This window comes from Peptoanaerobacter stomatis, from assembly GCF_000238095.2.
Taxonomy (GTDB): domain Bacteria; phylum Bacillota; class Clostridia; order Peptostreptococcales; family Filifactoraceae; genus Peptoanaerobacter; species Peptoanaerobacter stomatis_A.
This window is the reverse complement of sequence record NZ_JH815225.1, coordinates 1,393,780-1,416,098: the sequence shown is the minus strand read 5'-3', so window position 1 is coordinate 1,416,098 and position 22,319 is coordinate 1,393,780. Positions and strand designations below refer to the sequence as shown.

Genomic DNA, 22,319 nt, shown 5'->3' with positions numbered 1-22,319 from the left:
TAAATAAGAATACAAAAAAAACAGAAATGGCAATCTGTTCGGTGATACAAGTAGTGATAATGATACTTCAATAGTTTAAGTCGCTTCGTCTGGAATAAGGAGCGGAGGTGAGATTCCTATGTAGCAGCCAATGCACCTACCAATGTCATAAAACTTAGTAAGAAAAATAATAGTTAATTAAGGAAAATTTAAAGCGGAGGAGGTGTGTTAGTGGATAATGACTGGAATGGATTGGCTGATTTAATTGCAAATTTGATTACAAAGTATGCTGGAGTTTTAGATTTAGATAATCTTCCAAATACAACTCCGGTAAAAAATCATAGAAGATAAAAATAAATTTGACATAGCAAAAACACAGATTGAGAAAAAGCAATAAAAGTGCTATAATATACTTGATATATAAGTCCAAACCATAATTGGTAAAAATATAAAGATATAGAAAAGGATATTGAGGTTAATGCTATGTCAAAAGAAAAAATAAAAGTATACCTCTATACAAGAGTATCTACATCAATACAGATAGACGGTTATTCTTTAGAGGCACAAAAATCAAGAATGAAGGCTTTTGCTCTCTATAACGATTATGAGATTGTTGGTGAATATGAAGATGCAGGTAAATCCGGAAAATCTATAGAAGGTAGAGTCCAGTTTACTCGTATGATGGAAGATATAAAATCTGGAAAGGATGGGGTATCTTTCGTTCTTGTATTTAAATTATCGAGATTTGCAAGAAATGCTGCTGATGTACTTTCGACTCTGCAAATAATGCAAGATTTTGGTGTAAATCTTATTTGTGTTGAAGATGGAATTGATTCATCTAAAGATGCAGGTAAATTGATGATTTCTGTTTTATCAGCAGTGGCTGAAATAGAAAGAGAAAACATTCGTATCCAAAACAATGGAAGGTCGTATTCAAAAGGCAAGAGAGGGTAAATGGAATGGTGGATTTGCTCCGTATGGCTATCAACTGATTGATGGAAAGTTGTTAATAAATGAAGAAGAAGCAATTGCAATAAGAACTATATTTGATCAGTATGTAAACACAAGTATTGTAGCTAATGGTCTTTCTAAGTATTTAGAAAACCATGGTATAAGAAAAATACCAAGACAAAATGGAAAAAATCCATTGTTTGACGCAGGTCTTATAAGAAAGATATTAAAGAATCCTGTATATAATGGAAAAATAGCATTTGGAAGAAGAACTTTAGAAAAAGTTCATGGTACAAGGAATGAATACAGACAAGTAGAGCAGGACGATTATATAGTAGCAGAAGGCATTCATGAAGCAATAATCCCAGATGAATTGTGGCAGGCTGCACAAGTTAAACTGAAAGCACAAGCTAAAAAGTATGAACATGTAAATAAGGGCAAGAACATGAGGACACACTTATTATCAGGAATAGTAAAGTGTCCGATATGTGGTGCTGGAATGTTTGGAAACAAATATATAAAATATAAAAAAGATGGGACGAAGCATAAAGACTTCTATTACTATGGTTGTAAGCATAGACTTATGAATAGAGGACATAAATGCACCTACAACAAACAAATTAGAGAAGAATCGTTAGATGATGCTGTTGCTGAGGTAATAATTAAGTTAGTTAGCAATCCTAAATTTGCGTCTATGATGCAGGAAAAAATCAACATGAAAGTTGATACATCAGCGATTGAAAATGAGATAGATAATTATCAAAAAAAGCTAAGGAAAAGTCATTCCACAAAATTTAAGCTCATTGAGGAAATAGATAATTTAGATGTTGAGGATAAACACTATAAGAGAAGAAAGAATGATTTAGATGATAGACTTTATCGTATGTATTATAAAATTGAGGAATTAGAAGGTCAGTTAATAGAAGCTAAAGCAAAGAAAGAAACAATAGAAGCTGAGAAACTGACTGGCGATAATATATATAAGGTTTTGATTTATTTTTACAAACTTTATAAAGTCATGAACGATGTCGAACGCAGGCAGCTAATAGAAGCACTCATTTCTGAAATTCAAATTTATGAAGAGAAGCAGCCTAATGGACAATGGCTAAAATCCATTACTTTTAAGCTACCTATCATTGATGAGGATCTAAATACAAGTTTGGACAATGATGAGCAAGTCGAGACAGTCGCGTTGCTTTCCAAGGGCGAGGTCGACTCGAAAAAGATTCGGGTTGAGTTCTCTTTGGAAGATATGGATATGTCGGAGTTTCAAGACGGGGCAACCTATCCGCAGATCAAGGAGTATGTGTTAGAGCATACCGGGTTGAAGGTTTTCAACCTGTATATCTCTCAGATTAAACGAAAATGCGGGATTGAGGTAGGAAAAAACTATAACCTGCCAAAATCCGAGGATTCCAGACAGCCCCAGTGTCCGCCAGAAAAAGAGAAAGCAATCCGAGAAGCATTTAAATATTTTGGGATGATATAGAAAGGTACGGGATAAACTGATGAAAATAACAGACGAACAAAACTTTATAAACCATGTAGAAGTAAAATCATTTGGTGATATTTTTCCTAAAAAGGGAACAAACACCAGAACACCTTACGAGCATCAGAAAAAGGCAATGGAAGCGCTGGATAAGATGAATCAGGAAGCATCTTACAGTACACTGGTAGTTCTTCCTACTGGTGGTGGTAAAACTTATACTGCTTCTATGTGGCTTTTAAAAAATGCTATTGATAAGAAAAAGAAAATCCTTTGGATTGCCCACCGTCAGATGTTACTGGATCAGGCTGCCGAATCATTCCAAAAGTTTGCCTATACAGAAGTTGTTCCTCACATTTCTTCTTTTTGTTTTAGAATTATATCTGGTGCATCCAGCCATGATCGAATCAGCGATATTCGTTCAAGTGATAATTTGTTGATTGTCAGCAAAGATAGTATCGGAAGAAATATTGAGCGATTGGATCAGTGGCTCAAGGATGAAAAAGAGTTGTATCTGATTGTAGACGAAGCCCATCACTCAACGGCGAAGACATATAGAAAAGTCATTGATTATGTAAGAGCCAAAGTTCCTAACTTGAAGCTGATTGGTTTGACTGCTACTCCGTTCCGTACCGCTGAGGAAGAACAGGGGCTTTTAGCAAAAATCTATACCGATGGAATCAGCGATGGACAGGTTGTTCACGGTGATGTCGGTATTACATACCAGATCGGTTTGAAAGAACTGATTAACAGACAGATTCTTGCAAAACCCATTTTTGAAAGTTTTTATACAGATGAAGAATACGGCGATTCTCTTGGCGTGGATGCTTGGGAAAGCATTCAGCATTTGGACGTGTTGCCGGACGAAGTTGCACAGCAGATGGCTGACAGTGCAGCTCGTAACAAGCTGATTGTCGAAACCTATAAGTCAAAGAAGGATGAATACGGTCAAACGATTCTATTTGCTGTTAATGTGGTTCACGCAATCCAACTGACCTCCCTTTTCAAAAAAACCGGTATCAAAGCTGACTTCGTTGTATCTTCTGTGAAAGATGCGATTACCGGTGTGACAATCAGCCGAGAGGATAACGAAAGAAAGCTTGACGATTATCGAAACGGAAAGTTACAGGTTTTAATCAACGTAAATATCTTGACAGAAGGCGTGGATTTGCCGAAAACTAAGACAGTGTTTTTGGCAAGACCCACGGTTTCCTCTATTTTGATGACCCAGATGGTTGGTCGTGCATTGCGTGGTACAGCGGCCGGTGGTACATCCAGTGCATATATTGTTTCCTTTGTAGATCACTGGAACGAGCACATTGCATGGGTAAATCCTGAAAGCTTGTTTGATGGAAACAATGACTTCCAGGACAATGATGCTGATCGTGCAAAACGTGATCTGCGTATGATTGCTATTTCAAAAATCGAGGAGTTCGCTGCTATTTTGGATGATGCAGTTGATACTACTGTATTGGAAAAAGTGCCTTTTGAGCAGAGAATCCCTGTTGGTATGTATGCGTTTACATATCTCGAAGAGAATGGCATGGATCACGCTTATCAGGTTATGGTCTATGACAGCACCCAGGATTCCTATAAAAATTTGATGGATGCGCTTCCTTCGCTGTTTAAGTCTTTTGGGACAACCGAAGAATATTTGACAGAAGCACAGCTTGATGAAATGGAAGCACAGTGCAGAGATTCCTTCTTCTGTGGAGAAATGATTCCTCCATACGAAAGAAAGGATGTTCTGAATATGCTGAAATATTATGCCCAGTATGAAGCTGTTCCTCAGTTCTACACATTTGCTGAAGTCGATAGAAGCAAGCTTGACGTAAGCAAGATTGCTCAGCATATTTGGGACGAAGATATGGGTGAACGAAAAAGAACAGAGTATATTGATTCTCTCTGGGAATCCAGTGATGATAATATGCTTCGCCTGTTCTTTGGAAGAAAACTGTATTTCCTCCGTCAGCTGAATATCGAATTGATGAAGCTGTCACATCCGGATATTTACGATGATGAAAATAACATCAAGTACGGAACCAGAACATTGGAAGAATTACCTTTGTACGAAATCGGAAAAATCAATCCTGAATTGGAAAAGAGCTTGAGGGATCAGGCTTTTGAAAAGGCTAAAGATGCTGATGGAAATTACCGCTGCGCTTGCTGTGGTATTTCGGATAAATCTCGTATCTATTTCCAAGTCGATCATATTATTTCGATGAACAACGGCGGAAAGAGCGTTGCTGACAATTTGCAGATTCTCTGTCGCCAGTGCAACGGAATCAAAGGTGATCAGTAATGCAAGGGTTATTCTACTCTGCACTTGATATTGTGGTAATTGTCAGCAGTATGCAGCTCGGTTGTCGAGATGAGAGCAGAATACTTGACCGAATATGGGAGGGCGAGAAAGTGTTTCTCGATGCTCCATATAGAACAAATCAAAGAAAATTTATTTTGGACACCTATTATTGGTCGCAATACTTCTATGATAAACCAATCATTGATAAAGAATTTCCTGCTATTCAAAAAGATTTGGCACGTTCAAACATAGCTTTGCAAGCAGAACAATTAACCAGCGATTTCTCGGACTTGGATTTGTTTTTCAAAAGCATTCGCATCCGTATTCTGTATGGATATGGAAATGATTATGTTAGAATTAAGCTGAGAACCCTGCTCAAGCAATACGGTTATAAGCGAAGATCACAGTTGTTGCTGCAACACATAAATCGTTGTATGCTGTTTTATCATCTGGAAGCTACATTGCGTGGTGGTGTGCCTTGCTCTATCGAAAATGCTGATCTGAATCAGATGCTGACGTTTCGAGTGATATGATTAAACCGCTGCAATTTCATCCTCATGTAGGGTGGAAGTTGCAGCGGTTTTTGCTTTTTTATGGGGATTTTATGCCTCAAATGCAATCATTGTTTCCTTTGGCAGTTTTTCATTCTCGCAGTTCAGAAGATAAGCTATCGCTTTATTTGCAAAGCGGTTTGTTTTCATCATATCCCAATCGGCAAGCCGAACAATCTCCGCTGTGCCGTTCTCAAAATCAAATGAAATCTCACCCCATTCGCTGTCGCAGTCTGCTTGATATTCGTAGATTGCGGCGGCGATTTTCTTTTTGCGCTTGGTTTTGGATTTTTGTTTCAGCCGGACAGCATGGAGCGCACCTTCAGCAACCAGAAGCTCCGTCAGCTTGTCCACTGCTTTCCGGTAGGCTCTCTCCGCGCCGCTGGCTGTGCTGTCCTCAAACATAACTGCCAGTTCTTCAAAGGTGGGGCGGTTCTTCCATGAACCAACACGCCCACAAGTCATACAGATTGCCAGCCGTTTTTCAAGTAAGGTCTGCTCACGGTAATTCAGCTTCTTAAATGCCCTCTGTACCTTTTCGGCCTGTATGCCGTTCCAGAGAATGTAGGCATAGTTCCATGTATCATCAAGGGCAACATCTTCACCAGTTTCTTCGCCGTCCTCGTCCGTCACATAGAACGGCTGCTGATTACGGATACCGCGAACAACTTTCAAATATTCTTCCGCAAAGGAAAGATCACAGTTGTACTTCCTTGCAAACTCACTGACGGCATCCTTGGTGTTATGGTACAGATATGCCATCGTGCGGAGCATTTTGTAATTGGTCAGCGAGGATACAGACCATTGTTCTTCGCCAATGCGGAAACGGAGCATAGCGTCCCGAATGAACGGAAAAATGTAGGTGGCATACTCCGCACCCTTGGCAGGATCGTACTCCATCAGCTTTTGGAGCATTTGCTCCCGGCAGGACAGCTTTATATCCAGAAAACGGTCAGTGTTGTATGGATCGTTGCCATCTGCACCGATGAATTTCTTGATTCTCTTATTAAGCTGCGGCTCGTAATGATGGAGAAAGAACGAGAAATGCTTCAAGTCCTTTTCCTGTAAGGCGGATAGGATATATTCATTCGGGTTGTCCACTGCAGGCGGCTCCGGTTCCAGTTGGAAGATGCGCTCTGCCACATAGGGAATGATGCCGTCACCAGACGGATTGACAGGATGCTTCGCTATGTATCCGGTCATATTCCATGTAAAATCATTCCGCATAACGCACCTCCCTTTACTTGATCTTGTTGTGACGTGTTTGAATAATTCTTAGGTTATTTATAGTATCGATTTCTGTTTCAGTCTATCGGTACAATCTTGATAAGTATCAAAATTTAACATTATGCTATGTAACATATCTTTTGGCGAATCTATTTTAGATAAATCCCATATTCCTTCTGCATTAGTATAAAAAGGGAGAGGGGGGAATGGCATTATTTCAAAATCACCATGTGCATTTTTATTTGAAAAAGATGGAATTTCTATAAATAACGAAAAACATCCATATGTCAAATTGAAAAGCATATATGGCTTATTCCAAACGGTTTTCTTGCGTCGAAACAAACAAAAATGTGGATATTTTGTCACATTAAATCCTGGTATCATTTTATATCTGACAAGTAATTTACTGTCGCTATAGAAGTTGCGGTGTTCAGGTTCAAGAATCCATTTTATAGTATTGGTAAAACCTGACAATTCTTCAACAGGCATAACTGTAATAGCCATTTTAACAATTGCTTTGAAAACGGCAATTGGGCAACATTTACCAACTGGTTTGGAGATCGTGATGGAGTTATTTGAAAACCTTATATATTTGTTTTCAACTTCTTTACATCTGCGTATCTGAGGTTTATTGCCGTCAAGAGAAATTTCAACGCAGTATTTAGCACATTCATCAGTACGAGCTTTGCAAGGTACTTTGAATTTACACTTTGGAACGCCACTTTTCCCATCAATTTGCATTATACTGTGATATAGATTAAAGAAATTGGCATAGTCATTTTCTGTCGTATTTCCAAAAAACTGATTACAGGTGTCGCACTCATAATTTGATGCTAAGGCATTGTTGCCAATAGATTCTGGGAATACGTGAGCTATTTTTGTAAAATGGACTTCTGGCTCATTCTTTTGGCAAAACCGGCATCTTTGATTCTTCTTTGATCCGATTATTTGTATGCCATGTTGAGGGCGTAGCAATCGTAAGTGATCATCAAAATTGGGAGTACGCAAAACATCATAGAATAAATCGTAATATCGAATTGTCGATTCGTCTAATTGTGTGTTAATACCGACATTCATTCGAGCACCTCCTTTTTACTGCAATGCTATCTATTTAATAATTGTGACGTTTCTGCAAGTAAGGCAGCCTGTCCCATCTCTTTTTCATAATCGCCCTTGGCATAAGCCACATTGCTCAATGCCCGGAGCATCTTATCTTTTGCCAGCTTTTTCATAGCTTCTGTAAGATCTTCGTCCAGAGTACCACGCTTTACATAGCGGTTTATGGTGTTCAGACGCTTTTCGTGTATCTGATTCACCGGATGATCGTCCGCAAGCTCCCGCTGTTCTCTGCCTTTCAGATTGCCGATCTGCCGGCAAGTGCGGTGCAGTTTATCGCCCGATGCAAAGCCACCACAGTATTTGGTGTGCCGTGCGTTGGTTGTCAGAAACCATTTGCCGCAGATGCGGCATTTCTTCGGTGCATGACCCACGCACAGTCCCTCAAAGAGATCAGAACGGAACATCCCGACAAAAGAAACATAGTGTACTCGCTTGACCAGCTTTGCTACATTTTCTCCGGGGCGAATGGTAGATACATACTGAACAGAGTTGTTCAAGGTAGACATCCAGGCATTTCCATCCGAGATGGAGAACTCCGGCGGGAAATAGCTTCCGAACATTTTTGCGAAGCCCTCTGCGGTGCGGTCTGCTTCGTTGCCATCTGATTTTTCCACAAAATCAAGCATTGCCTTTTGGTATTCCCCAAGGGAGTATGCCAGATGCCCGAATACGGCGGTATAGCGTTGTAGCATCATTGCATCCGCATATTTCGGAACTTCTTCAAACTGCAAGGAGTTGGTTGCGGCTTTTATAGCAAACTCCACATATTTCAGCACATTGTCGGCAGTAAAGACTGTTTCTATCCGTTCTCGGTGCTGTGATATGTTCATGTAGGAGAACGGCGGCGTTTTGCTGAGAATATCCAACATTATCAGAGCAGCTTCCCTTGCCATAGGAAAGAGTGCAGAAGCGTCCTGCCCTGCGTTCAGCAGACCAAGCAGCAGATTGATTTTCTCGCATTGCTTATTCATTTTTGCAATGGTATTCGCAGGAACATTCAGCGCATCACAGGCAAGAGTGCCGACAGGAAATGTTTTGCCCTCATATATGACCGTATTCTGCCAAAAATCCAGTGTCATCAGTTCTTGATTCATACTTGCCCTCCTGTCCTGTTTTTTCATTTCTTTCATTATACCATGCAAATGTGAAGAAATCTACATCCTCCGAAAAGTTGTCCTGTTTTTTGAAATGGGGTTGTCCTCCGATTAGCCTGTTTTTTCAAAAATTCGGCATAACCATAGTAGAAGGAGCGAAGCACCTGCCAATCACGGCGGGTGTTTTATGCTTTCTGAATACTATGAACGGAGGTTTTTCTATGACGATCTATGAAACCATCAAGGCGGCAATCAGCGTAAAGCAAGCCGCCGAACACTATGGGCTGAAAGTGAGCCGCAACGGCATGGCTTGCTGCCCGTTCCACAATGACCGGCATCCGAGCCTGAAGCTGAACGAGGAATATTTCTTCTGCTTCGGCTGCGGAGCCAAGGGGGATGTGATCGACTTCGTGGCAAGGCTGTTCGATCTGAGCAGCTATGATGCGGCGCAGAAACTGGCTGCGGATTTTGGACTTGACCCGAAACCGCCTACTGCCGCTGCATTGCCCAAACTGAAACGTCCCTACATCCGTCAGTTTCGGGAGGACGAAATGCTGTGCTTCCGAAACTGACGGATTATCTGCATCTGCTGGAAGATTGGAAAGTGCGGTATGCACCAAAGACACCGGACAATGCTCTGGATGACCGTTTTGTGGAAGCCTGCCAGATGCTCGATTATATCGAATATCTGGCAGGTATTTTGACCGTGGGTGATCTGGAAGAACGGGTTGCCATGGTGGATGAGCTGATGAAGGAGGGCAAGATGGCTTTCCTTCGGGACTATGTGGCACGGAAACGAAAGGAGGGGATGTCCCATGGGGAAGAAAGGTAAAATGCCGGATATGAATCTGCCAATCTGGTTTGATGTGCAGAACATCAACGAAGCTCTGTTCTGTGAAGAATTTCTGCATGAGCGCAGGATCATCTTTGCAAACGGAGCTTTTTTCACGCCTGATGGTCGGGTGACAGACGATCTCCCTCTGCGTGGGGAGATTTACGACAAGCTGATACTAAAAACCCTTTAAAAAGCCAATTATTTATGGTATAATTATAAAGGGTGATAAAAATGAGTGCATAGCAGTCAATACTTTATACACAATTTTGGAATATTTTTTTGTAAAAATATACATACTTATATCACACCTATATCAAAACTCTTTTCCAATATTGTTCTTCAACTTCATCAGGTGTTAAATAATTAAGCGAACCATGGGGTCTTTTCTTATTGTATCTTTGTATATACTCAAAACAAGATAAATATAAATCTTTTATACCATTATATATTCTCCTTTGTATTTCTTCTCTTTTCATCTGCTTAAAGAAACTCTCTAAACAAGCATTATCATATGGATAGCCTTTCTTAGAAAATGATTGACAAACTCCATAATTTTCTAATAATTTCCTGAATATATCACTATTATACTCACTGCCTCTATCTGAATGAAACATCAAACCTTTTGGATATTTTCTATTTACATAGGCTTTTTCAAATGCCTCTATTACAAAATTTACATCATGCTTAGATGATAAACTCTATCCTACTACTTTCCTTGAAAACAAGTCCATTACTATACATAGATACTTCCATTTTCCATTTACTTTTATATAAGTAAAATCGCTTGCCCACACTTTATTGAGTGCATCTTGATTAAAGTTTTGCTTTAGATGGTTTTCGTATGTTTTATTTTCACTTTTTGTACTTCTCCACTTTGCCTTAGGTTTTGTCATCCTTGGTAGATTCATCTGATTCATAAGCCTGTATACTTTACCTACACTTATTTTTATGCCATAATCACGCTGTAGTATTGTTTTGATTTTATAACCGCCTATGCTTTTTTTGAAGTTTACATATATCTCAAAAATCTTAGATTTTATCTTTTTATTTTCTATTTCTCTATTAGAAGGTTTTGAGAAAAAATGTTTGTAATAGGTGCTTCTATTAATATTTAGTACTCTGCAAAGAGTATTTATATTGTGTTCATTTCTAAGAGTATATACAGCATCTAATCTTTGACTTAGTGAGGCGTGAATATGGCAATGGCTTTTTTTAATTTTAGGTTTACAATATAAGTGCAACACTTAATAAAAAAATAATGACTCATAAAACAAAAACTTGTATAATAGAGTTTACCACAACAAATAATACAAGGAGCCTAAATTTTATGAGTCATTACACTCATCTTAGCATAGAAGAAAGAGAAAAGTCAAGAGTTATGTTTAAGCAAGGTTCAAGTATACGTGCTATAGCACGTATACTTGGTCGCTCGCCCTCAACTATATCTTGTGAATTTAATCGTAATTCATACGCTAACGGCTCTTGCGCCGCTCATCATGCTCAAAAAAAGTATCTTAAAAGAAAATCTAATTGTGGTAAAAAAGCTATATTACAATCTAATGAACAAGTTAAAAACTATGTTATTGATAGACTTAAGTCTATGTGGACTCCTGAACAAATATCAGGTAGAGCAAAGTTAGAAAAACGACCTTTTAGTATTTCATATAACACTATTTATAGAGCTGTCCATTCAGGTATTTTACCTATAGATATAAAGAAGAAAATGAGATTTATGAATAAACATAAAAAACGTAAATCTTCTAATGATAACAGAGGTAAAATACCCAACACCATTAATATTTCTCAAAGACCAAATGGATGTACTAACAGAAGCAGATTTGGTCACTTTGAAAGTGATACAGTGCTTGGTATGAGAAAAACAGGTCTACTTGGAACTCATGTAGAAAGAAAGTCCAGTTTTCTTGTAGCTTTTAAGTTAGAAACTAAAACAGACACTGAGTTTAGTTATAAAACCATACAAGCTTTTGAAACTATACCTGATAAACTCAAAAAGAGCTTCACCGTAGATAATGGTAAAGAGGTACAAATGAAAATACAAACGGACTACTTAGACAATTTTTCCAAAAAGGCAGTTCATTTAAAAATATTACTGATGAATCTCTAAAAGAAGTTGTTGACATGATTAACAACAGACCAAGAAAGAGATTAGGTTATAAAACTCCATTAGAAGTTTTAAGTAAGTTTTTTGAGTAATTAAAAAAAGTGTTGCACTTAACTTGACAATCTATCTTTATAAAACATAAAAATAAGAAGTATGCATATATGTATTTGATTAAAAAAATATAAATAATTCTGATATATATTGCTTTTATATGAAATCATTGTATGAAATTAAATATTAATTGCATATAATGATTTATTGTGTTATAATCTCTTTTGCTAAAAAGTTATAGATACATATTTTTATAAAATTATATCGTCAAAGAAATTTTGCTTAGTTAAATGTTATTATAAAAATTTGTATATCTTAGAGTATTTGCAAATTAATTTAAGAAATGAGAAAGGAAGTAAAAATGAAGAGAAATATGCAATTAGTTCTTGCCTTATCAATGATTATGGCTGTTTCTACAGCGGCAATATCATCATCTTATGCACAAAATGACAGTGCAAAGACTGAGCAGACAACAACAGTAAATAAAACTGATGACAGCAAGAAAAAAGAAGAAAGCAAATATGTAGACGGAGTATATGAAGGTACGGCGAGAGGATATTCATCAGACATAAAAGTTAAAGTTACTGTATCAGGCGGAGCTATAAAATCAGTAGATCTTTTAAGTCAAAATGATACACCTATTTATTTTAATGCGGAAAAAGCAAAAATATTGGCAGATAACATAGTAAAAACACAATCTATAAAAGTTGATGCTTTAGCGGGAGCAACAATATCATCAAACGGATTTATGAAGGCGGTTTCAAATGCTCTTGAAAGTGTTCAGGCGCCGCTTACAGTGGAATCAAATAAAGATTCTGAAGAAAAATCACTTGATGCACAAGAAAAAACATATCCAAGTATGGAAATAACAAATCCTGAAAGAACAAATGAAAAACCTAAAGTAAAAATAAGAAATGCAAAAGTTTCAAAAAATGCTTTAATATCAGACACTTTAAGAGACGGAGCGGTTGTTCTTGAAAATATAACAATAGACGGAGACCTTGTAATAAGAGGAGCGGAAGAAGTTTCTCTTAACAATTGCAAAATAACAGGAAAAGTAATAATAGACAAACAAATTAGAAAAAGAATAAATGTAGTTTTAGACGATAAAACAAAATTGAACAGATTGGTTGTAAAAACACCTGCAAAAATACAAACAAAAGGTGCAGGAGAAATAGCAACATTAGAATTGTCAGATATACTCGGCAGTGAATACCAAACAGTTATAGACGCCAAAGTCAAAGAACTTGACATAAAAACTGTAAATGCTGACATATCGGTAGAAAAAAACAGCAAAGTGGACAGCATAAAACTTCCTAATAATGTAGATAAATTTGAAAAAACTAAAAAAACTTATAAAAATAAAGAAAACACATTCAAGTTGGAAGTGAATTCATCTATATCAAAAGGTTCAAATACAAATGTGCCTTATAAAGTTGTATATGGATATTCAAATGTGGATCAAGCGGAATATCCGAATTTAAAATTATTTTTACGTCCGCCATTTTACGATATGAGAGTAAAAGTAGTACTTGACAAAAATAACAAAATCGTGGAAGTAGCCAATGATTCTACACAAATAAAAGGACTTATGCCTGGAGCGCAGGAAAAAGACTGGATGAAACATGAGCGTTATTGGAACAGAATGACAGCAGGGAATATATATGATAAGTTTGCAGGAAAAACATTAGAACAAGTAAAAGCTATGAAAATGAGAAAAGGTGAGGCTGACGTAGTTTCAGGAGCTACAGCTGACAGCATAGCGATAAAACAGGCGGTTATAAACGCAATAGAAGGTAGAAAAGGCAAAATGTTCCTTACAGATAAACAAACATTGACACCTATTACACCTATAATAGAGATAGGAACAACAACTGTTAAATTTACAAATACACTTCCTAAAGATTTTAAATTAAAACTTCTAAATGTATCACAGGGAGTATTTAATGGTGAAGATATAATAAAAGATGTAAAATTAAGTGAAGACGGAACTGTTCTTACAATACCAAATGATTTAAAACCTGGACATTACTATGTAAACATAGTTGATGAAAGCGGTGCTTATCGTTCACCTGATTTTGTTTCCGGTGAAAGAGATAAAGAAAGAACAAATATGCACTATCCGTATTTTGTTGTAAAGAGTAAAGAAACTTTGAAATTTGAAGGCAATAAACTTTCAGTAAGCGACAACGACCTTGCAAACATATATAAAAATATAGAAAGCATAACAATAACAGATAAAAAAGCAAAAGAAAGTGACAGCAAATACAAACCTGTAAAAGTTGAACCGGTAACTGTAGAAGGAAGACTTAGAATAAAAGCTACAGAAGTATTTGATGAAAACGGCAAGATAAAAGAAACAGCTAAGGATTTAGGAAAAGCGAATATATTTGAAAACGGAAAAGAATATGAAATAGAAGTTAAAGTTTGGGGATTTGATGAGTCTCTTAAATTTAACTATGTAGCCGGAAAATAAAATAATAAAAAAAGCAATCAATGTTTTTGTTGATTGCTTTTTTTTACAATTTTTATTCATTTCTTAAACTTTCAAGTGCTGATAGAGACATAGCTTTTTTAGCAGGTATATATCCGGATACGATTCCTATAAATGTTGAAAATAATATTCCGAACATAACAAGCCATGGCGGGATGTAAGATATATATACGGATGATTGTTCTGCGCCCATTCCCATATAACCGTAAGAATACATATCCATCATTCCCATAGCGCCTCCTCCAAATGTAGAGTATAGAAAATTAAGCACATATGAGATTATTAAGCTCAGTACGGTTCCAAGTATACCGCCGATTAATCCTATAGATGCCGCTTCACACAAGAACAATCTTTTTATATCATATAGACTTGCGCCTATTACTTTCATGACGCCTATTTCTCTTGTACGCTCATAGATTGACATTATCATGGTGTTTGTTATACCTATTGCGGCAACAAGTAGTGATATGGCACCTATTCCTCCAAGAGCGCCTTGTATCATGGCATATGTTTTTTGAGCCTCTTTTATCTCATCCATAATGGAATAGAACTCAAAACCTTCTTCTCTAAGTTTTTTCGTTATATCTGATATTAGATTTATGTCTTCTATATATATCATTATGCTTTGGTATTGGTCGTTATTTCTGCTTTCGTATCTGCTGTTTTTTTGTCCTACGGCATTTTCAGCTCTTTTATTGGATTTTTCTATTAAATTTAAAGTTTCAAGTGTGGTGTATGCTGAAAAAGAATATTCTCCTTCTCCTCTTATAACGCCGACTCCTCCTGCTCTGAACACTTCGTATTTAGGAGGATTTTCACTTTGCTCTCGAGTAATTCCATATCTTCTGCCGGTAACTTTCGCTTTTTTATATTCAGGATCATTTGTAAGTTCTATTTTCGGTACTACAAAATTTATCGGTGTTTTTCCGTCAGGAGAGTAATCTATATATCTGCCTGTTTTATAGTTTTGAAAATTAAAAGCTGTCATAGAACCGAATATAAATTTGAATTTATCTCCTGTTTTTAAATTATGTCCGCTTTGAAATTCTATATGAGCTTTATCAAAAAATTCAGGGTCAATTCCGGTTATATTCATATCTGCAACATAGTCGCCTATTATAACTCTTGTATTAAGATTTTTTACAGGTGTGGCAAATGTAACTCCTTTTATATTTTTTAGATATTTTATGGCTTTATCGTCCATTTTCATAGTTTGACTTCCAGGAGTCTGATTTCTTTTGCTTATACCGAATATCTGTATTACGTGAAGACTTTCATTTTTTTTCATTGTATCCGTAAAATTTTTACTTATTCCAAGACCTATGGATACCATAGTTATGATTGATGCCGTTCCTATCAGCACACCGAGTATTGCCAATATACTTCTGGCTTTTCTCCTAAATAAGTTGGTAAAAGCCATTTTTAAAAGCTGTATTTTATTCATCTAAATCAAGCTCCTGACTTTTTTTGCGCTTATTATGTCTCTTTTTAAGAATTATGCCGATTATTATAACGACTGCTATACCTACACCTATATAAATAATTTTGTTATCATGTTTAGGAGGCTGTATATCATCCATATTGTTATTATCAGGCATTGGAGATATAGGATTAAGAGTGAAATTGAATTTTTTTTGTGCAGTTTCTATTGAACCGTCCAATTTTTCATAAGTGAAGTCTATAACACCTGATATTTTGTTTGGATCGTTTGGCATAGCACTTATTGAAAATGAATCATTTTTTCCGGGCTCTAAATTTCCTACAAAGTATGAATTTTCACCTTGTACTGTAAAATCTCCGCTTGCTACCATTTTCAAATTTGATATTTTAGTTTTACCTAAGTTATAAAAGTTAAGGCTGATATTTACAGGCTCGCCCTCCATTACATCTTGAGGTTGAGCGACATCATCTATGCTTAAGAGAGTTTTTTGCATAACGGGAATTGAGATGCTGTCTTTTGCTGTAAGAGCGGTACCTTTTGTGTCTTCGTAAGTGTAATCTATTGTCATAGCAACAGTTTTTGTGGTTGCATCAGGCTTTGTAACGAAATTTATAGTTTTAGTAACGGATGAGTTTGGAGACATACTGTCAATGTAAAAAGAGTTTGACGAATTTACAGCTATAAATGTCCCTTCTTCTGCATTGAGAGATATTTTTATATTTCTGAGTACCTTTTGTGAGCTTGTATTTACAAAGCTCATAGTAAGAGGGAATTGTTGATTCGGTTCGACATATGTGCCTCCGTATGAATAACTTGATATTATTATTTGCGGATTTTTGACACCGTCAACTTCATCTTTGTCGGGTGCATTATAAAATATACCTGTGTACTGTGTAGATGTAGGCAATATTTTCGGTGTTTCATTTGAATCTTCTGATGATTTTGAATCTGTTTGCTCAGTAGGATTTGTAGGCTCTACAGTCAATTTTATAGAGTAATTTTTCTTTTCTGCCTTGTCCTGTGCGAATAATTTTACATTGAAAGTTTTTTCGCCGTTTGCAGGAAAATTATTTTCTACGAATACTCCTTGAGTTTGATTGACTATACCTTCATCAGGGCTGACGCTTACTTTTATTGAACTCATAGGTTTGTCGTTCGGGTTTTTGATGCTGAATGTCAAGTCGGCTACATCACCTTTGTTTATTATTGCGGGATGTTTGATATTTTGTATTAAAAACGGTTTATATTGTGATTTATCTTTTTCTTTTTCTGTCTTTGTTATATTCAAGTAGAAAGTTTTTGAATAGCTATATGCTTTATAATTGTCTACACTTGTACCGTAGTTACCTGTAAACTCAAATGTTATAGGATATGTGCCTGTCTTTGCGTCTTTGCTTACTTGTACTTCGTAGTTTATGGAAGTTTGGTTACCTACATATATAGTGCCGACATCTTGGGTTGTACTGCTACCGCCTGTAAGTGATATTTCTCCGGGCAATGCGCTTACTTTTATCTTTGATTTTTCTAAATGCGAACCGCCTGTATTTTTTATTTGTAGTGTCAATGTATTTTGTGTATCATTTTTAAGCTTTGGAAAATCTGAGTACATTTCTACTGCTACATAGTAATCACGTTCCTTTTGTCTTCTTTGTTCTTCCTGTCTTTCTCGTTCTTCTTGCTCTCTTTTGTCCTCTTCATTGTCTATGCTTGTTGTTTCTGCATAAGAGTGTATATTTACTAAAAATGGTGTAAATATAAGTGCAGTTGATAATATAAAACAAGCAATTTTTTTATTTATTTTCATTATTCTCCTCTTTATTTATTAAGTATTTTATTTTTTTGGTTAACTAAATTACAATATTATTTATATTCTTGAATACAATCTCAATATATATTATTTGATGATTAATACTCCAACCTTATTGCCTTTTTCCAATATAATCATATTATTTTTAAGCTCGCTGGCTTTATCATATATAGGCTTTATTATTTCTTTTCCGTTCTCATCAATAAAGCCATATTTGTAATCGTTCATCACTCTTGCCAACCCTTTTGAAAATTTATCGACAAAATCATATTTAGGCGGTACAATCTCTTTTCCGTTTTTATTTACAAATCCCCATTTTTCATCTTTTTGCACTTTCGCCAAGCCATCTGAAAATTCATATGCGAAATAATATTTAGGACTTATTATCTCTTTGCCTGTTTTATCAATAAAGCCGTATTTTTTATTTACGGATATAGCTGCAAAACCTTCTGAAAATTCGTGTACAATTTCGTATTTAGCGCTTATCACTTCCTTGCCTGTTTTGTCAATAAATCCCCATTTTTCGTTTTTTTGTATTGCTGCCAATCCTTCAGAGAAAGAAGATGTAATCTGATACTGTGGTTTTATTATTTCTTTGCCTGTTTTATCTATAAATCCCCATTTGTCACCCTTTTGTACTGTAGCTAAGCCTTCTGAAAAGTCAAAAGCATAATCATATTTAGGTGTTACTATTTCTTTGCCTGTTTTGTCCATAAAGCCCCACTTGTAGTCTTTTTGTACTCTCGCTAAGCCTTCACAAAAATTAGGTGCACGTTCATACATAGGTTTTATTATTTCTTTGCCAGTTTTATCAACAAATCCCCATTTATTATCTTTTTGTACTGCTGCCAAGCCCTCGGAAAAATCCAATTCGTAATCGTATTTAAGGCTTATTATCTCCTTGCCTGTTTTATCAATAAATCCCCATTTATCATCTTTTTGTACTCTCGCTAAACCTTCTGAAAACTCATATGCGTCATCGTATTTCGGCTTTACTATTTCTTTTCCGGTTTTATCTATATATCCGTATTTATTATCTTTCGGTACAGGCACTGAGTCTTGCAAAAAGCCCCAATCATCAATAAAACCTGAAATTAAAAACTCTTTATCTGCATATTTATAGTTTATTATAGTTTTTAAGTTATTATCCATAAAATCTAATCTGACGTGTTTAATATTTTCATCTTTTAAAACTCCGACAATAGTTTCGCCTAAATTAAGATATGTATCGTATTTTTTATCGATCCAAACTATATTTTTTTTTGCTTTTTCAATTTTTTCTGCTAAACTTGGACTATCGGCTGATGCTGATTTTGTCTGTAAGATAAAGGATGAAAGTATTGTAATTGCAAAAAATATAATAACTGTTTTATTATTTGGACAAAAATTTTGCCGTTCATTTCGTTTTTTTTGATATTTTGAGCAATACATAATCATTTCCTCCTTGAAAATTTTGTTTTATATTTTCTAATATTATTCATATATCATTGTATATGGATACAACTAAGATTACAGGTTCTAAATCAGGTTTATTTCTCATTAGTTGTATAGTGTTTGATATGGTTATGCAAGAGATTAGTAGAATTTTGTGTTTATTGGTTTTGCTTAGGTCTTGAGACATTTATTATATCTCCGTCTTTTAATTCAACTATGGTGTCTGCATAATCGGCTATCATATTATCGTGTGTTACGAGTATGATTGTCTGGTTATTTTTTTTTGCGATGTCAACTATTATATTCATTACGTCCAAAGTGGTGTTGGAGTCCAAATTTCCTGTAGGCTCATCAGCAAAAATAATTTTGGAGTTACCTACAAGAGCTCTTGCAATTCCAACTCTTTGCTGTTGTCCTCCACTCATTTGGCTCGGTTTTCTATTATAATAGCCTTTAAGCCCAACGTCATCAAGATATTTTTTGGCTACTTTTTGTGACTGTTTTGCCGACATACCTCTAAATACTAATGGGAGTGCTACGTTTTCTATGGCATTAAGAGAGGGTATGAGTTGATATGCTTGAAATATGAAACCTATATTTTTTTGTCTGAACAACGTGACTTCCTCTTCGTCTAACTTTTCTAAGTGTACACCGCCTATGATTATTTCTCCTTTAGTGGGCTTTTCAAGTCCGGCGACCATATTTAAAAATGTCGATTTACCGGAGCCGGATTTACCCAAAAAACAAACAAACTCTCCTCTTTTTATATCAAGCGAGACATCGTTTAATGCAACCACTTTTTCATTACCCATTCGATATACTTTTCTTATATGCTTTATTTGTATAAATGGAGATTTTACAATATCTTGAGACAAATTATCACCTACTTGCTTTTATATTAATGTTCTTTGCTTTATATAACTTGTTTTTTAAAAAAAACATAAATTTTCAGATATATAGTTATAGTTCAGTTTTAATTGGTATTCAGTATAAAAATGTAAATAATAATATGAAAATTTTTTTGAAAACTTTGTTGTTATAGGTTTGTTGGTCTATAGACTACTGATTTAATAATATGTATGAAATTTGTTGTTTACATTATATCAGCAATTTTTCCCCAAAACATTAATATTCAATTACAATTATTTACATATTTGTTATGTTATGTTACACTTATATCATATTTTGCAAGGTCTGTGGTTGCAAGTTCATGCCAGATGCAGGCGAAGGAATCCACGTAAGCTATACAAAAATGATATAGTGAGCATAGTGCATCTTAGGTGTAAGTCCTGCCGTAAATTACGAGAGAATGATTAGTGAGGCAAACCCAAGCAAAAGTTCCAGCAGGCGAGTGTGGGGGTAAAGACCAGTGTCAGCTTGCAAAATAATTATCTATTTAAATTATATTATGTATTTCTTAAACAAAGCTTTATAAAAACATTACAAATATGTTATGAATTAGTAAAATAATAGAAATATTAATAAACAGATTTTTAGGATAAACTCTATTATAAAATTATAATATTTCTAAACTTTATATACTTATTGTTTTTGAAAAAGTACAACTCTTTAAGGAAGTGGGTATAATATAGTTTTAGTTCGTGTTTAGTATTAAATTAAGATATTTTGAAATGTTTTGTGATAAAAGTTATTTAAACATAATATTAATCTATATTTAATCGGATGATAGTATTTATGTAATCGAGGAGAAATAATGTCATATAAGGAAGATTTGGCTATTAAAATAGCTACAGGCAATTCTTGTGAGCTTGTGGCGCTTCAGTATCAGGCTCTAATTGAAAATGTACAAGATTTGGGGAAATATATAAATAAAAATGATAAAGAAAAAACTTTCGCCGCATCAGATAAGATAAGGGATATATTGTCCAATCTCATAGCTACCCTCGGAGATGACAACAATGATTTCAAAAACGCAAGTATTGACTTATATCTATATATAAACAGAGTCGTAAATAATGCAGTGATAAAAAAAGATACAAGTGAGATAAGCGGCATTATAAAGATATTTGAAACGCTAAGAGATGCGTGGTACAGTGCCGGTGCAAATATGAGCGACAAAAATGAACATAAAAACTTGTCCAAGGGTATAACTTATGGCAAGACTGATGTTAATATAAGTGGAAGTACCAGTGATTTGGGCAGAGGATAAAATAATATTAACTAAAATTTATTATATTTTTAATTTTAAATTAAACATTACTGTATATAATTAAATTAAGATATGCTCAAATTATTTTGAAAGAGTGCTTGTTAACAATATTTGTAAAAAAGTGTATCAAGAAAAATAGATTGAGTATCATATTAAAAAATATTCGTGCTTGATTATATAATAGTATAAAATACTATTTTGGCAGAAAGAAGGTAATGATTAATGAGAATAAATATAAAAACTGGAGTTTTTAGAAAATCTTTAGGGGTATTTTTTATAATTCTCGGAATAATTGGAGGAATGTTGCCCATAATGCCGGGATTTATATTTTTTATGACAGGACTGTCGCTTATATCTCTTGATTTTGAGAGAGATGTAAGAAAGAGTATTAGAAAATATAAATGCCATAAAAATAGGTTTAAATTTTTAAAAGAAGTTGTTTTTTCTGCTTTTATAAACATGAAAAAATCCTTGTTAAGTTTGTTTGTGCAAAAACGAGTTTAGACGATATGATTATATAGAAAGGGGAAGAAAATATGCCATATTACTACGGATTCGGATATGATTGGACATTTATACTTATAATTATAGGCGGAATTATATCAATGCTTGCAAGCGGAAGATTAAAATCTACCTTTTCAAGATATTCTATGATAAGAAGTGCATCAGGTATGACAGGTGCTCAAACTGCAAGAGCTATATTGGATGCAAACGGACTTTCGAATATAAGAATTGTACCTATAGCAGGAGAGCTTACAGATCATTATGATCCGAGAAATAAAACGATAGCCTTGTCACAGTCGGTTATAAATTCTACATCTATTGCAGCAGTAAGTGTAGCGGCTCATGAATGTGGACATGCTGTGCAAGACTTGAAGGATTATAAACCTTATCTTTTAAGAGCGGGCATAGTTCCCGTTGTAAATATAGGACAAAATTTGGCTATGCCGATATTTATAGCAGGTATAATATTTGGAAGTTTTAATTTTCTTGTTCCTATAGGTATAGGATTGTTTTCGCTCACACTTTTATTTCAAATAATAACACTACCTGTTGAGTTTGACGCATCAAACAGAGCGTTTGACTTGCTTAGGGAATGTAATGTTCTGAAAGTTCAAGAAATAGACGGTTCAAAAAAGGTATTAAAAGCTGCGGCGTTGACTTATGTGGCAGGAGTTGCGGCATCTTTGTTATCTGTACTCAGACTTATTATGATAGCTAACTCTGGGAGAAGAAGAAATTAATTTAACAAGGAG

At 35.2% G+C, this 22,319-nt stretch carries 17 protein-coding genes and 3 pseudogenes; 11 read left to right on the top strand and 9 right to left on the bottom strand.

Going from position 1 to position 22,319, the window contains the following annotated elements:
• Positions 1-462 precede the first annotated feature (462 nt).
• From HMPREF9630_RS10720 to HMPREF9630_RS06055, 3 genes and pseudogenes are all read left to right on the top strand, one after another.
• A pseudogene (locus tag HMPREF9630_RS10720) lies at positions 463-2,134 on the top strand (recombinase family protein); the annotation flags it as partial.
• A gap of 304 nt (positions 2,135-2,438) precedes the next feature.
• Entirely contained in the window at positions 2,439-4,718 is a 2,280-nt protein-coding gene (locus HMPREF9630_RS06060) for a DEAD/DEAH box helicase family protein (RefSeq protein ID WP_009527630.1), read from the top strand.
• Complete coding sequence (locus HMPREF9630_RS06055) at positions 4,718-5,251, top strand: hypothetical protein (protein ID WP_009527629.1); 534 nt, start codon at positions 4,718-4,720, stop codon at positions 5,249-5,251. The genes HMPREF9630_RS06060 and HMPREF9630_RS06055 overlap by 1 nt, the downstream gene beginning before the upstream one ends.
• A 69-nt stretch (positions 5,252-5,320) precedes the next feature.
• Here HMPREF9630_RS06055 and HMPREF9630_RS06050 read toward each other — a convergent pair whose 3' ends face one another.
• From HMPREF9630_RS06050 to HMPREF9630_RS06040, 3 genes are all read right to left on the bottom strand, one after another.
• Positions 5,321-6,496, bottom strand: a complete 1,176-nt coding sequence (locus HMPREF9630_RS06050) for a sigma-70 family RNA polymerase sigma factor (protein ID WP_009527628.1) — start codon at positions 6,494-6,496, stop codon at positions 5,321-5,323.
• Between the two features lie 57 nt (positions 6,497-6,553).
• Positions 6,554-7,471, bottom strand: a complete 918-nt coding sequence (locus HMPREF9630_RS06045) for an HNH endonuclease (RefSeq protein ID WP_176662121.1) — start codon at positions 7,469-7,471, stop codon at positions 6,554-6,556.
• Between the two features lie 128 nt (positions 7,472-7,599).
• On the bottom strand, positions 7,600-8,709 hold the full coding sequence (locus HMPREF9630_RS06040; protein WP_009527626.1) for a DUF6076 domain-containing protein: 1,110 nt from the start codon (positions 8,707-8,709) through the stop codon (positions 7,600-7,602).
• Positions 8,710-8,930: 221 nt separating this feature from the next.
• Between HMPREF9630_RS06040 and HMPREF9630_RS10715 the strand changes: the two genes are divergently transcribed.
• The 3 genes from HMPREF9630_RS10715 to HMPREF9630_RS06030 are packed head-to-tail and all read left to right on the top strand — an operon-like array spanning position 8,931 to position 9,734.
• A complete protein-coding gene (locus HMPREF9630_RS10715; protein WP_330364358.1) occupies positions 8,931-9,281 on the top strand; it encodes a CHC2 zinc finger domain-containing protein in 351 nt (116 codons plus the stop codon).
• The gene (locus HMPREF9630_RS10710) at positions 9,266-9,541 is read left to right on the top strand and encodes a hypothetical protein (RefSeq protein ID WP_330364357.1); all 276 of its coding nucleotides are present in this window, start codon (positions 9,266-9,268) and stop codon (positions 9,539-9,541) included. The genes HMPREF9630_RS10715 and HMPREF9630_RS10710 overlap by 16 nt, the downstream gene beginning before the upstream one ends.
• Positions 9,525-9,734, top strand: coding sequence for a hypothetical protein (locus HMPREF9630_RS06030; protein WP_040465186.1), 210 nt, complete (start codon positions 9,525-9,527; stop codon positions 9,732-9,734). The genes HMPREF9630_RS10710 and HMPREF9630_RS06030 overlap by 17 nt, the downstream gene beginning before the upstream one ends.
• Before the next feature lie 118 nt (positions 9,735-9,852).
• Here the strand turns inward: HMPREF9630_RS06030 and HMPREF9630_RS10210 are convergent.
• Positions 9,853-10,227, bottom strand: a pseudogene (locus HMPREF9630_RS10210) (transposase); the annotation flags it as partial.
• A gap of 15 nt (positions 10,228-10,242) precedes the next feature.
• Positions 10,243-10,788, bottom strand: coding sequence for an IS3 family transposase (locus tag HMPREF9630_RS10600; RefSeq protein ID WP_009527623.1), 546 nt, complete (start codon positions 10,786-10,788; stop codon positions 10,243-10,245).
• A gap of 83 nt (positions 10,789-10,871) precedes the next feature.
• Between HMPREF9630_RS10600 and HMPREF9630_RS06020 the strand changes: the two are divergent.
• Both HMPREF9630_RS06020 and HMPREF9630_RS06015 read left to right on the top strand, forming a co-directional pair.
• Positions 10,872-11,758: pseudogene (locus HMPREF9630_RS06020) on the top strand (IS30 family transposase).
• Positions 11,759-12,078: 320 nt separating this feature from the next.
• Positions 12,079-14,193 (top strand): FMN-binding protein, encoded by a 2,115-nt coding sequence (locus tag HMPREF9630_RS06015; protein ID WP_009527621.1) that lies wholly within the window; start codon positions 12,079-12,081, stop codon positions 14,191-14,193.
• 52 nt (positions 14,194-14,245) lie between these two features.
• On the opposite strand, the gene HMPREF9630_RS06010 is transcribed toward HMPREF9630_RS06015, so the two are convergent.
• From HMPREF9630_RS06010 to HMPREF9630_RS05995, 4 genes are all read right to left on the bottom strand, one after another.
• Positions 14,246-15,655: an ABC transporter permease gene (locus HMPREF9630_RS06010; RefSeq protein WP_009527620.1), complete on the bottom strand. Its 1,410-nt coding sequence runs from the start codon at positions 15,653-15,655 to the stop codon at positions 14,246-14,248.
• Complete coding sequence (locus HMPREF9630_RS06005) at positions 15,648-17,456, bottom strand: COG1361 S-layer family protein (protein ID WP_009527619.1); 1,809 nt, start codon at positions 17,454-17,456, stop codon at positions 15,648-15,650. The genes HMPREF9630_RS06010 and HMPREF9630_RS06005 overlap by 8 nt, the downstream gene beginning before the upstream one ends.
• Before the next feature lie 90 nt (positions 17,457-17,546).
• The gene (locus HMPREF9630_RS06000; protein ID WP_009527618.1) at positions 17,547-18,890 is read right to left on the bottom strand and encodes a WG repeat-containing protein; all 1,344 of its coding nucleotides are present in this window, start codon (positions 18,888-18,890) and stop codon (positions 17,547-17,549) included.
• A 161-nt stretch (positions 18,891-19,051) separates the two neighbouring features.
• Positions 19,052-19,768: an ABC transporter ATP-binding protein gene (locus tag HMPREF9630_RS05995; RefSeq protein WP_009527616.1), complete on the bottom strand. Its 717-nt coding sequence runs from the start codon at positions 19,766-19,768 to the stop codon at positions 19,052-19,054.
• A gap of 839 nt (positions 19,769-20,607) precedes the next feature.
• On the opposite strand from HMPREF9630_RS05995, the gene HMPREF9630_RS05990 reads away from it, so the two are divergent.
• The 3 genes from HMPREF9630_RS05990 (at position 20,608) to HMPREF9630_RS05980 (ending at position 22,307) form a co-directional block, all read left to right on the top strand.
• Complete coding sequence (locus HMPREF9630_RS05990; RefSeq protein WP_009527615.1) at positions 20,608-21,063, top strand: flagellar export chaperone FliS; 456 nt, start codon at positions 20,608-20,610, stop codon at positions 21,061-21,063.
• 222 nt (positions 21,064-21,285) lie between these two features.
• On the top strand, positions 21,286-21,567 hold the full coding sequence (locus HMPREF9630_RS05985; protein WP_009527614.1) for a hypothetical protein: 282 nt from the start codon (positions 21,286-21,288) through the stop codon (positions 21,565-21,567).
• A gap of 32 nt (positions 21,568-21,599) precedes the next feature.
• On the top strand, positions 21,600-22,307 hold the full coding sequence (locus tag HMPREF9630_RS05980) for a zinc metallopeptidase (RefSeq protein ID WP_009527613.1): 708 nt from the start codon (positions 21,600-21,602) through the stop codon (positions 22,305-22,307).
• The last annotated feature ends 12 nt before the right edge of the window (positions 22,308-22,319 follow it).

Coding starts and splice junctions, on each gene's coding strand:
- HMPREF9630_RS06060 (WP_009527630.1), top strand. CDS start 2,439: ATGAAAATAACAGACGAACAAAACTTTATAAACCATGTAGAAGTAAAA.
- HMPREF9630_RS06055 (WP_009527629.1), top strand. CDS start 4,718: ATGCAAGGGTTATTCTACTCTGCACTTGATATTGTGGTAATTGTCAGC.
- HMPREF9630_RS06050 (WP_009527628.1), bottom strand. CDS start 6,496: ATGCGGAATGATTTTACATGGAATATGACCGGATACATAGCGAAGCAT.
- HMPREF9630_RS06040 (WP_009527626.1), bottom strand. CDS start 8,709: ATGAATCAAGAACTGATGACACTGGATTTTTGGCAGAATACGGTCATA.
- HMPREF9630_RS10715 (WP_330364358.1), top strand. CDS start 8,931: ATGACGATCTATGAAACCATCAAGGCGGCAATCAGCGTAAAGCAAGCC.
- HMPREF9630_RS06030 (WP_040465186.1), top strand. CDS start 9,525: ATGGGGAAGAAAGGTAAAATGCCGGATATGAATCTGCCAATCTGGTTT.
- HMPREF9630_RS06015 (WP_009527621.1), top strand. CDS start 12,079: ATGAAGAGAAATATGCAATTAGTTCTTGCCTTATCAATGATTATGGCT.
- HMPREF9630_RS06010 (WP_009527620.1), bottom strand. CDS start 15,655: ATGAATAAAATACAGCTTTTAAAAATGGCTTTTACCAACTTATTTAGG.
- HMPREF9630_RS06005 (WP_009527619.1), bottom strand. CDS start 17,456: ATGAAAATAAATAAAAAAATTGCTTGTTTTATATTATCAACTGCACTT.
- HMPREF9630_RS06000 (WP_009527618.1), bottom strand. CDS start 18,890: ATGTATTGCTCAAAATATCAAAAAAAACGAAATGAACGGCAAAATTTT.
- HMPREF9630_RS05990 (WP_009527615.1), top strand. CDS start 20,608: ATGTCATATAAGGAAGATTTGGCTATTAAAATAGCTACAGGCAATTCT.
- HMPREF9630_RS05985 (WP_009527614.1), top strand. CDS start 21,286: ATGAGAATAAATATAAAAACTGGAGTTTTTAGAAAATCTTTAGGGGTA.
- HMPREF9630_RS05980 (WP_009527613.1), top strand. CDS start 21,600: ATGCCATATTACTACGGATTCGGATATGATTGGACATTTATACTTATA.